We start from the raw sequence: 12263 nt of genomic DNA, 5'->3' as shown, positions 1-12263 counted from the left end.
TTTGGTGCCGTACTCTCGCCGATAACACACCCTACAGATACTTAGATTTTTTCAGAAATCAAATCGGATTCCTATAGGATGCTCAGGGCGATCGCTTTAGTTTATGTTTAGCCTTGAAAAGTTGTTTGTAGATCAACCAAAAGACGGCATAAAAACTAGCAAGAGCGGTAATACTACTACTCTACAAAGACGTGAAGACCGATCCAGCTAAAAGCTTACCTTTTTTTACAATGTCTTTGTGAGAGACTATTTGTCTCTCTATGCCTTGTGCGTCTAGAGTAGTTTCTCTAAAAGCCCGCCTATATGCAACCTACTAATCCTAACCAATTTACAGAAAAAGCCTGGGAAGCGATCGCCCATACCCCCGATATTGTTAAACAATATCAACAACAGCAAATTGAAAGTGAACACCTGATGAAAGCACTGCTAGAACAAGATGGTCTAGCAACTGGGATTCTCACCAAGGCGGGTGTTAACCTCCAAAAACTGCGCGATCGCACTGAACAATTTTTTCAACGTCAGCCGAAAGTATCTGGTAGCAGCAGTTCTGTCTACTTAGGACGCAGCTTGGATACACTTCTAGATCGAGCAGACGGATATCGCAAAGAGTTTCAAGACGAATATATTTCAATTGAACACTTATTGTTGGCTTACGCTAAAGATGACCGCTTTGGCAAAGCTTTATTCCAAGAGTTTGGTTTAGACGAAGGCAAACTCAAAAATATTATTAAACAAGTTCGGGGGAGCCAAAAAGTGACCGATCAAAATCCAGAAGGCAAATACGAAGCACTGGAAAAATACGGGCGTGACCTCACAGAAGCTGCGCGTAAAGGTCAACTCGATCCAGTGATTGGGCGAGATGATGAGATTCGTCGCACTGTCCAAATTCTCTCTCGCCGCACTAAGAATAATCCTGTGCTAATTGGCGAACCAGGTGTTGGTAAAACTGCGATCGCTGAAGGATTAGCACAGCGCATTATTGCAGGTGATGTACCCCAATCCCTCAAAGACCGCAAGTTGATTTCTTTAGATATGGGTGCTTTGATTGCAGGGGCCAAATTTCGGGGTGAATTTGAAGAACGCTTGAAAGCAGTATTAAAAGAAGTTACTGAATCTGGCGGTAATATTGTTTTATTTATTGATGAAATTCACACCGTTGTCGGTGCTGGTGCAACCCAAGGCGCGATGGATGCTGGTAACTTGTTAAAACCGATGTTGGCGCGGGGCGAATTGCGCTGTATTGGGGCGACAACTCTAGATGAATACCGCAAACATATCGAAAAAGATGCCGCACTAGAAAGACGCTTCCAGCAGGTTTATGTCGATCAGCCTAGTGTAGAAGATAGTATTTCGATTTTGCGTGGGTTGAGAGAACGTTATGAAAACCACCACGGGGTGAAGATTTCTGATAGTGCTTTAGTTGCCGCCGCTGTATTGTCGAGTCGTTATATTAGCGATCGCTTCCTCCCTGATAAAGCCATTGACTTGGTAGATGAAGCCGCCGCGAGATTAAAAATGGAGATTACCTCCAAACCAGAAGAACTCGACGAAATCGATCGCAAGATTCTGCAATTGGAAATGGAGAAGCTATCGCTACAAAAAGAAAGCGATGCCGCTTCTCGCGAACGCCTAGAAAGACTGGAAAAAGAAATTGCCGATCTCAAAGAAGAACAAAGAACACTGAATACTCAATGGCAGTCTGAAAAAGATATCATTGACAAAATTCAGTCTGTTAAAAAAGAGATTGAACGGGTCAACTTAGAGATTCAGCAAGCAGAACGCGACTACGACCTGAACCGCGCTGCTGAGTTGAAATACGGTAATTTAACCAGTTTGCATCGTCAATTGGAAGCAGTAGAAGCTGAATTGGCAAGCGCCCAAAGAAGTGGTAAATCACTATTACGGGAAGAAGTCACAGAAGCTGATATTGCCGAAATTATTTCTAAATGGACAGGAATTCCCATCAGCAAGTTGGTGGAATCAGAGAAAGAAAAACTGCTGCATTTAGAAGATGAACTGCACCGCCGGGTGGTTGGACAAGAAGAAGCAGTCACAGCTGTAGCGGATGCAATTCAGCGATCGCGGGCTGGACTGGCTGATCCTAATCGTCCCATCGCTAGCTTTATTTTCCTTGGGCCTACGGGTGTGGGTAAAACTGAATTGGCAAAAGCGCTGGCGGCGTATATGTTCGATAGCGAAGATGCGCTGGTGCGAATCGATATGTCGGAGTACATGGAGAAACACGCCGTCTCCCGGTTAATCGGTGCGCCTCCAGGATACGTGGGTTATGAAGAAGGGGGACAACTTACAGAAGCGATTCGTCGTCGTCCTTACTCAGTGATTCTCTTCGACGAAATCGAGAAAGCACACCCCGATGTATTTAATATCTTTTTGCAAATTCTTGATGATGGACGCGTTACTGATGCCCAAGGACATAAGGTAGACTTTAAGAACGCTATTATCATCATGACCAGCAACATCGGTTCGCAGTACATTCTTGATGTCGCTGGGGATAACGCCCACTACGACGAAATGCGCCGTCGGGTGATGGAAGCGATGCGGAATAGTTTCCGTCCAGAGTTCCTAAACCGGATTGACGAAATCATCATCTTCCACGGTTTAGATAAGAAAGAATTGCGGCATATTGTGCTGTTGCAAGTGGAGAGATTGCGGCAAAGACTTAGCGATCGCAAAATATCCCTCAAGCTCTCGGATAGTGCACTTGACTTTTTAGCAGAAGTAGGATATGACCCCGTATATGGAGCGCGTCCACTGAAGCGAGCGATTCAACGCGAGTTAGAAACTCAAATTGCTAAATCCATCTTGCGCGGCGAATTCAACGACGGCAACACCATTTTTGTAGATGTCCAAAATGAGCGTCTTTCTTTTAGTCGCTTACCTGTTGAGATATTTACTAGCTAATTCAGTAAGTAATATCCTCGCGCAAAGACGCAAAGTTAAACAAACGCGTCTTTGCGTTTTTTTGTGACATTTTTCACAAATTTAATAGTAGGAAAAATATTCTTGATAATTATATGAAATTTAATTATTTTTTGTACTTTATGCAAAAGAAAACTGCTGTATTATCAAGTCCGGTTAATCACTTATGATTACCACATCTGTGCAAAAATTGTAAAAGCTTCTTTTCCCCTGCTCCCTGCCCCCAGCAAGAACTGCGGTCTAAATGATAAGTCTTTACCCGAACACGATATATCGCATGGGCGCACAGCTAGCTGTGCGCCCTATTTTTGCCTGTGACATTGCTTTTATTGACTCTTACAAAGCACTTGTCGCATTTTACGCATGTTTGCAGGCAACTCTAAGTTCATTGCTTGTTGAATGAAAATTGATGGAATTGGAATAAGAGGTGTAGCTTGCACAGTGTAAGCGAGTATTGTGCCATTACCGCAATCTTTGAGTTCTAAATTGGCGTTAAAGTCCTCAAAAGTTCCTTTTTCCATACGAAATTGAATTTGCTGCCCCAACACTTCTGCAACGTTGAGATAAATTTCTACTTGAGCCGTGAAAAAGAAGAAGGCTTTTTGTGCTGCTTGATAGAGGCGTTTGACTTCACCTTTATGTACTACCTCACTTTTAGTGATATCGGGAAAATATTGCACCCACCGGGGATAATCAGTTAATTGCTGCCAAACTTGCGATCGCACCATCGGCAAATACATCCAGGCTGTCACAGCGCCACCCCATGTCTTGTGCGATCGCGTTTCTACCAAAATTTCACCCTGTACCAGCAAATTTTGCTTGTCTTGATTCCAAGCCATATCTGAACCTGCAATAATTGAGTCTGATATATAAGACGCAGACATAATGATTTAAGTTACTCCTCAACTCATCCACCTAAATGGAGTTGAAACTACAAGCCATAAAACTTGATTAGATCCAACCCATTAAATTTTAGTTCCAGTGTAATGCCTATCTTTTCCGGAAACAGTGATTTTTTGGTAATTATTTCAGTTACTTTACTGGAAAAAATGTGTTTCTTATCACTATTAACACAATTAATACTTAAATGAAGCTGATCGGAAGAATACTTGTAGATGAAAAACTGCATTGTTTACAGCTAGAATGGCACAAACACGACCTAATCTCAAGCACCTTATCTCAATGTTTGGATAGCATCTCTCGATTTTTACGTGTTATTTCTGATAAAACTGCAACTTTATCGTAACTTCATATCTTAATTATCAATATCAAGTGTAATGTCTGTTGAGTTGAGAGGAAAATTAGGTGAGTCAATCTTCTTTAAATCGTAGATTAATCCAGATTTTTGGTATTCTTCTCGGCGTTAGTGTCGCCGTCTGGGTACTGAGAGGCTTTGGTATTCTCACTTTTATTCCAGGTGGAATTATTTGGCTACTGCTACTAGGGGCGATCGCGATCGGGATTATCAGTTACGCTCAAAGGACATGGTGGCGTTTTTAAAATGACCAATGACAAATGACTAATGACAAATGACTCCGCGAAGCGGTTTGATTTTCATGCCGTAGTCTCGTTTAAGAATTGTAGCCTGCCTATTTTGACTCACTGCCAAAAGTATTTAATAGTGAAGCAATGCCAACTATTTATTAGGGGAAACGAACATGGCAAAGTATATATGTAGTGTTTGCGGCTATGAATATGACCCAGAAGTAGGCGATCCAGATAGCGACATAGCATCGGGAACAGTGTTTGAAGATATACCGGATGATTGGTCATGTCCAGTTTGCGGTGCCACAAAAGACCAATTTGAACTGGTTGAAGAGTGAAAATAACGGCTAGCCTAGTAAAGTACGTGCTATTGAGAAATTTTAGAATTTGCTACCGTTACGAATCGTAGTTATTGGGGGTGGGGCAGCAGGATTTTTTGGCGCGATCGCTTGTGCTAAAGCCAATCCTGGTGCCCAAGTTACTTTACTCGAAGCCAGTCGCCAACCCCTAGCGAAAGTGCTAATTTCTGGTGGCGGACGCTGTAACGTCACTCACGCTTGCTTTGATCCTGAGGAGTTAGTGCAAAATTACCCCAGAGGTGCAAAAGCTTTGCGGGGTGCTTTGACTCGGTTTGGGCCTCAAGATACAGTAGCTTGGTTTGCTGCTGGTGGAGTCTATCTAAAAACTGAAGCTGATGGCCGGATGTTTCCTGTAACCAATACTTCAGAAACCATTGTGGAATGTCTGATTAAAGCGGTGGCGACATCTGGGGTAAAACTCCGTATCGGTACACCTGTCACTTCAGTGAAAACCTTAGCAGATGGGGGTTTTGATATTATTCTGAAGTCGGAAGAGACGATTAAATGCGATCGCCTACTTCTGGCGACCGGCAGTAGCCTTGCGGGTTATAAAATTGTCCGAGAGTTAGGTCATCAAATTGAACCGCCAGTACCCTCGTTATTTACCTTTAACATTGTCGATCAAAAGCTGCGGGAATTGGCTGGAGTTAGTGTTAACCCTGCTCAGTTACGGTTATCTGCGGGCGGAAAATCCCAATTACAACAAACTGGGCCATTGCTAATTACCCACTGGGGTTTAAGTGGTCCCGCAGTTCTGAAGCTTTCTGCTTGGGGTGCGAGAGTTCTGCACGAAAGCCGCTATCAAGCCAGATTACTGATTAATTGGCTGCCTGATTTGCAACAAGAACAAGTGCGAGAAAAAGTTTTAGCAGTTAAGGATGAATGGGGAAAAAAAGCGATCGCATTGCATCGCGGCGTCGATCTACCCCATCGTCTCTGGCAATATATCATTGCTCGTGCAGGCATTACCACAGAAGACCGTTGGGCAGAAATATCTAGTAAAACCTTAAATCAACTGGTGCAAGAACTTACTCAGGGACAATACTTAATCAATGGTAAAGGAGCCTTCAAAGAAGAATTTGTTACCTGTGGCGGTGTCAAGCTCAAAGAAGTCAACTTCAAGACAATGGAAAGTCGGTTAGTTCCTGGTCTTTATTTTGCCGGAGAAATCTTAGATATTGATGGCGTTACCGGTGGGTTTAACTTCCAAAGCGCTTGGACAACCGGTTATTTAGCAGGCGTGGCAATGGCGACTAGCCACGAATAGTCTGCCGATCCAAAATTGATGGATTTGGAGTGACACAAAGACGCGGAGATTTTTCTCCGTGTTAACCCGAACCCATTTACCAGTTCTTTAGGAACAAGCGATCGCTACTTAATTATATTTACTTATCAAAATTCTTATTAATCCTCCAGCATTTCCCACCTTGCCACTCTACATTCACACCAGCCACCCTAGAGAAGACAAATTTTTCTGGGTGTATTACTTTTTTCATAAAAAATATATGAATACTGATAAAAAAGCTGCGCCTGAAATTACGTTGCAGAGAAGCCAGTATATGCTGCATGGCTTTCCAGCACTTGGTATTCCTGATGAGGAGCGTGCTGTAAAATACTTCAGCCTGAATCCATTTCTACCAAATGTCCAGAACCGTTGCCCGATTGAATGTGCCTATTGTGTCTGTCATCAAGACCGTGACTGGCATCATTATCCACAAAACTTTCAGGATGTCTCATCTCCAGTTGACCTGCTCGATCTTTTGCTAGATTGCATTTTTGCTACTCAGGAGGGACAAAAGGGCTTTCCAATTTCACTGTGCGATTACTCTGACCCTTTTATTCCAGCCCATCGAGAACGCGTACTATCAATTCTGGATGCACTGATTGACCGCAAAGCTGCCAACATGGTCTACATAACTACCAAAGTCCATCCGGGTCAATCTTTTCTAGAACGCCTCAAAACAACTCTAGAGCGACCTCATTCACTTCGAGTCACTGTCTTTGTTAGTCTACCACCCTTGAAACCAGGCTATGAGCAAGCCTCAATTCAGAGTCGGGTACAGTTGTTGCAAGATTTAGTAAACCTAGGCATTCCCTGTTGTTGGTATCTGCGTCCACTGGTTGAAGAGTGGTTTGATGAAGCCTTAATGTGGCAATTAGCACGTACATTATTGCCTCATGTTTCCCGTCACGTTATTCTATCTGGGCTTGTGATGTCTGAAGAGATTGAAGCGAGTCTGTTAAAACAGGAATTAATCGTTCCAGAATGGGATCGTACACAACCAGGACGTAAGCAATACTTGTCATTGGAGTTTGAGTCCAAAGTGCGCTCAATTATCAGCACTGTTGCTAGCGAGCAAAATATTTCTCTCGGCCCGGTGATGGGACATCGGCTATGCGGTACTAACGGCAATCATGCCTATGGCTGCTTGATTTGCGCCAAACAAAACCGTTATTGCCAGCTTTTTCAACTTCATCACTATGGTGAAACGATTGCCGCCGAAGATAATCAACGCCTCAAGACGCTATTGAGACAAGATTCAGTGAAAGTAAGCTCACGAGAGCCATCAACAGAAGAATGTCAGTGAAGTAATCCAACCTGAAGCGAAACTAGAAACAGTCTGATTGCCTCACCGCTACGCGTCTACAAAATTATTGTATTGGAGCATAAAGAGGGAAAATTATCTTGCGATTGTAGATCAATTTTGAACACACCCAACAATGAAATTCAGCGAAATCCTCCGCCAATTTGGTGACGCGACCACCAATCATAGCCTGACTAGCAACCCAGAGCATGACCCAGAAATTACAGGGGTAACAGCCATTGATGAAGCTAGCATCGGTACTCTTAGCTATGTAGAAGGTGCAAAATTTGGGTCTTTTGTCGGCAAGACCAATGCTACTGCTTTAATTTTGCCCCGGGACGAAAAATTACAGTTGCTTGCAGACCAGAGAGGTATTGTCTGGCTAGCGACCCCAGATCCGCGATTATTGTTTGCCAAAGCGATCGCACTTTTTTACCAACCATATCGCCCCATCCCAGAAATTCATCCCACCGCCGTGATTCACTCCACCGCAAAAGTTGGTAGTGATGTTTACATTGGCCCCCATGCTGTGATTCAACAAGGGGTGGAAATTGGCAATGGCGCAATCATTCATCCCAATGTGGTGATTTATCCAGATGCCAAAATAGGCGATCGCACCACCTTACACGCCAACTGTACTATCCACGAACGCACCCACATCGGTGCAGATTGCGTCATTCACAGTGGTGCTGTCATCGGTGCAGAAGGCTTTGGTTTTGTTCCTACCCGCACTGGTTGGTTAAAAATGGAACAATCCGGCTATACAGTTTTAGAAGATGGCGTGGAAGTTGGCTGCAACAGTGCCATTGACCGCCCAGCAGTTGGAGAAACACGGATAGGTCGCAATACAGTAATTGATAACTTAGTGCAAATAGGTCATGGTTGCCAAATCGGTGCTGGCTGTGCGATCGCAGGTCAAGCTGGCATGGCCGGAGGTGTTAAACTGGGAAATCGCGTTATTTTAGCTGGACAAACAGGAATAGCCAATCAAGTGAAAATGGGAGATGGGGCGATCGCATCTGCTCAAAGTGGAATTCACAGCGACGTTCCACCAGGAGAAATTGTCTCTGGAACTCCAGCCGTTCCTCACAAAATGTATCTCAAGGTGTGCGCTGTTTATAGTCGCCTGCCAGATATCTATCAATCGCTAAAACAATTGCAACGTCAATTCAAAAATAGCAATGATTAAGGGACTTCCAACTAAAAAAATATCCTATTGCTGTGGAGGCAGGGGGGCAGGGAGCAGGGAGCAGGGGGAGAAAGAAAAATCTTATCTGAGTAAATTTGGATAATTTATTTTCTGGAAGTCCCTAAGCTGCTGCTGTAATGGAATTAAATCCCCGACTTTTTAAAGAAATCGGGGATTTTGGGCAGCAACTTTATATAAGGGAACTCCAAAAAATGGCGTTGCAAAACAGTGGGATGATTTGGCAACTTCTAAAATTCCCCCCCTGCTAACTCCGCGATTGATTATTTTTTATTCGGAAGTCCCTATTAAAAGCGTTAGATAGTGAACGTAATCCCAGGAGTGAGCGCACTCAAACTGACATCCTCGGCCACAGCAATAACATCACCGAAAGCGGGTGCTCCGAAGAAGATTACCGTATCTAAGATTGATGAGGAATTTGTAAAAGTACCAGTACTAAACTTTTGCTGTACAAATGTGTAATCGCTAGCGGAACCGCGAAGATTGAGCTTGTCCCCATCTGTTAAAGAGAAATCTGTGATAATAGCATGACCAGCTTGCCGATAGGAGCTATTTAGGCTGAAGTTATCAACAGATTGAACTCCTTGAAATAGAACTCCTCCTGTTAAAACATCTATCTCTCCGGTATTAAAGCCACCACTACCAAAGAGGGTATCATTACCCGCGCCTCCGACAAGTGTGTCATTGCCAAGATCGCCATTTAGGACATCGTTACCTGCGTTTCCCTCAAGGCGATCGTTGCCAAATCCACCCGATAGTACATCGTTACCGCTACCGCCTAGCAGAATATCACTGCCATCTAAACCACGAAGAAATACGTTGACATTTTGGTTGGTGCGACTGGCATCTATGCGATTGTTGCTAGCGCCTCCTTGGATTTCGACGTTTTCAATATTTTGGAGGGTATCAGTACCTGTGGCTGAGTCATCGAGATTGGCAAAGGGGCCAAATTTGCCACCTTTGAGTTGGCTTTTGTTTGGGTCATTGACAAATGAGAACATTTCAAAGTTATTGTCGCCCTGTATAAATAGGAAGTCCTCATCTCCTCCCCCGATGTATTGGTCATCACCCGCTCCATCAAAGGCACTATCGGAAAAACTATCCCTCCCGGCTCCACCTTGGAGGAAGTCATTCCCTTCTCCACCATTAAGATTATTATCGTCATTTCCACCGATAAGGGTGTCATTGCCATTATTGCCACGGAGAAAGTTAAATCCCGTCCCTCCTACTATGCTGTCATTACCATCACCACCGTTGATCTGGTCAAGACCACGGCTACCTATGATGGTGTCATTACCTGCACCACCAAAGAGAAAGGTTCGCCCTGACAACAGAGCCTGAGACGCATTAATCGTGTCATTACCCGAAGTACCAGTAAGCCGGACATTCTCTATCTCAGAAAACTGGTGGGCTAAATTACCAACGAACAGCTGATTATTGGTCAAGAAATAATTTGATGCAAGTTCGACACGCAGTTCATCATCACCTGCACCCCCAATCAGGGTATCGCCAACATCACCTATAGTCGGAAAGTTCCCGTTTTGAGCGATGAGAATATCTTTACCTGCACCGCCATTAACGAGATTGTTTCCAGTCCCACCAGAAAGGCTGTCATTGTCATCGCCACCGTTGAGAGTGTCGTTACCCGTGCCACCATCAAGGGTGTCTCTGTTGAATCCACCATCGAGGAAGTCGTTACCAAGTCCCCCTGATAGAGAATCATTACCAAAGTTGCCTATTAGAGTATCATTGCCCCCGCCACCAAAAACCGTATCATTACCCGTCAGAGCATCGATTTTATCGTTTGCTGCATCAGCTATAATTTTGTCGTCAGCAGGGGTTGGGGTTCCACTAATAATCGCCATAATTTTGTATATCCTTTGATTTAGTTGTGAGTTTGAGTGTTGTTTACCTGATTTTGGCTTGAGACAAATTTCTCAACAAAGTTAGATTTGTCTAATGCCAAATAACTGCGGTTGCTGTTATTACTAGGTTCTCTCTTGAACTCAAAAAGGTAAATGTGGATAATTTAAGGAGTTTAATTTCAATAAATTAAACGACACCAGAGGTCAATTAAGGTTAAGTAAGTAAATTTAAGGTGAGTAATCTTTGCTGAATCAGTCCAAGTCTTGATTTCAGCCATTTGAATATTATTTGTGGAAAAATCTGGAAAGTTGAAAATTCGGACTGTAGCTCTATATATAAATAGTTGTGATTCATCCATGAGCAATGGACTTTGAAACAGCATTCAAAATATTAGATGCAGCAATAGTTGCTCAGACAAAAAGACATCTGAAAGATATTGAAGTAACAATATTGCGTAGCTCTTGGCAAGGGAAGAAGTATGACGAGATAGCCCAAACTCATGGCTACACTACCGAATACTTACAGCATGATGTTGGCCCTAAGTTATGGCAGATGCTATCAGCAGCATTTGGCGAAAAGGTCAGTAAAAAGAATTTTCAAGCAGCATTAGAGCGGCAGCGCCTTTCCTGGACTGCATCACCAAAGCGGTTTGAGGCTATTTTACAGCCTCAGAAGCTGATGTCATCTTCACAACTAACAATGGAGAAAACGACATCCAATAATTCAGTTATTGAAGGAAATAGGGAAGCATTACTAAGCACAGACGCCAATGAACAACCCCAACTGAATACAGAAGCAGAATTCCCTGTAGGTCAAGTCCCTCTCACTTCTAGCTTTTATGTTGAACGCCCTCCTATTGAAGATCGCTGTTTTCAAGAAATTTTGCAGCCAGGTGCTCTAATTCGCATCAAAGCATCTAGGCAGATGGGCAAAACCTCGCTAATGGCAAGGATTCTTGATGAAGCTAGAAAGCATGGCTGTCAAACAGTATCCATCAGCTTCCATTTAGCAGATAAAGCAGTTTTCACTAGCTTGGATACATTTTTACGCTGGTTCTGTGAAAGTGTTGGTAGGAAATTGAAGCAGCTTCATCAGTTAGATGATTACTGGAGCATTTATGGCAGTAAGGATAAAACCACCGCTTACTTTGAAGAGTGTTTGTTAGAAGAAATCGACAGCCCATTAGTAATTAGCTTAGATGGTGTCGATCGCATTTTTCCCCATCGTGACATCGCTGAAGACTTTTTTAACCTGTTACGAGCTTGGTATGAGTATGCAAAGTATGGCGATCGCAGCAGCGAACTCTGGAAAAAACTCCGGCTAGTTTTGGTACATTCCAAAGAAGTATATATTCCGTTAAATATCAATCAATCTCCCTTTAATGTTGGGTTGAGCATTGAATTACAAGAGTTTAATCAAGAACAAGTCCAAATTTTAGTTGCGCGTCATCAAGGGCTAAATTGGACTGATGCTCAAATCGAAAAACTGATGGACATGGTAGGAGGACATCCTTATTTAGTCCGGCTAGCTCTTTATCACGTTCAACATCAAGACATTACACTTGAGCAGTTATTGCAAACAGCCCCAACTGAAGCTGGAATTTACAGTGATCATCTCCGAGGGCATTTGTGTAATCTCGACGATCATCCAAATTTAGTGGCAGCTTTTAGCCAGGTGGTGAAGAGTTTAGTACCGATAGAATTAGATTCGGAGTCAGCGTTTAAATTACACAGTATGGGTCTAGTGGTATATTGTAATGACAATAAAGTGATGCCACGCTGCAATTTGTACCGCCAATATTTCCAACATCGCCTCAGTTAG

9 protein-coding genes are annotated in these 12263 nt (G+C 43.3%); 7 read left to right on the top strand and 2 right to left on the bottom strand.

The window, feature by feature from the left end; translation table 11 throughout:
• Positions 1 to 303: 303 nt before the first annotated feature.
• A complete protein-coding gene (gene clpB, locus RM347_RS32185; protein ID WP_322718718.1) occupies positions 304 to 2922 on the top strand; it encodes an ATP-dependent chaperone ClpB in 2619 nt (872 codons plus the stop codon).
• Positions 2923 to 3266: 344 nt separating this feature from the next.
• On the opposite strand, the gene RM347_RS32180 is transcribed toward clpB, so the two are convergent.
• Complete coding sequence (locus RM347_RS32180) at positions 3267 to 3824, bottom strand: SRPBCC family protein (RefSeq protein WP_322718717.1); 558 nt, start codon at positions 3822 to 3824, stop codon at positions 3267 to 3269.
• Positions 3825 to 4245: 421 nt separating this feature from the next.
• On the opposite strand from RM347_RS32180, the gene RM347_RS32175 reads away from it, so the two are divergent.
• The 5 genes from RM347_RS32175 (at position 4246) to lpxD (ending at position 8558) form a co-directional block, all read left to right on the top strand.
• A complete protein-coding gene (locus tag RM347_RS32175; protein ID WP_069070730.1) occupies positions 4246 to 4440 on the top strand; it encodes a hypothetical protein in 195 nt (64 codons plus the stop codon).
• A 158-nt stretch (positions 4441 to 4598) separates the two neighbouring features.
• Complete coding sequence (gene rd, locus RM347_RS32170) at positions 4599 to 4763, top strand: rubredoxin (protein WP_322718716.1); 165 nt, start codon at positions 4599 to 4601, stop codon at positions 4761 to 4763.
• Between the two features lie 49 nt (positions 4764 to 4812).
• Positions 4813 to 6051 (top strand): NAD(P)/FAD-dependent oxidoreductase, encoded by a 1239-nt coding sequence (locus RM347_RS32165; protein ID WP_322718715.1) that lies wholly within the window; start codon positions 4813 to 4815, stop codon positions 6049 to 6051.
• Between the two features lie 238 nt (positions 6052 to 6289).
• Positions 6290 to 7372, top strand: a complete 1083-nt coding sequence (locus tag RM347_RS32160) for a hypothetical protein (protein WP_322718714.1) — start codon at positions 6290 to 6292, stop codon at positions 7370 to 7372.
• Positions 7373 to 7505: 133 nt separating this feature from the next.
• Positions 7506 to 8558, top strand: coding sequence for a UDP-3-O-(3-hydroxymyristoyl)glucosamine N-acyltransferase (gene lpxD, locus RM347_RS32155; protein ID WP_322718713.1), 1053 nt, complete (start codon positions 7506 to 7508; stop codon positions 8556 to 8558).
• 314 nt (positions 8559 to 8872) lie between these two features.
• Here the strand turns inward: lpxD and RM347_RS32150 are convergent, their stop codons facing one another.
• Positions 8873 to 10441, bottom strand: a complete 1569-nt coding sequence (locus RM347_RS32150; protein ID WP_322718712.1) for a calcium-binding protein — start codon at positions 10439 to 10441, stop codon at positions 8873 to 8875.
• Positions 10442 to 10805: 364 nt separating this feature from the next.
• Here RM347_RS32150 and RM347_RS32145 point away from each other — a divergent pair, with 364 nt between their 5' ends.
• Positions 10806 to 12263 (top strand): AAA-like domain-containing protein, encoded by a 1458-nt coding sequence (locus RM347_RS32145; RefSeq protein ID WP_322718711.1) that lies wholly within the window; start codon positions 10806 to 10808, stop codon positions 12261 to 12263.

Source organism: Nostoc sp. ChiQUE02 (assembly GCF_034531305.2).
Lineage (GTDB): Bacteria > Cyanobacteriota > Cyanobacteriia > Cyanobacteriales > Nostocaceae > Nostoc.
Note: the sequence above shows the minus strand (reverse complement) of the source record. Positions and strands in the feature narration are given on the sequence as shown.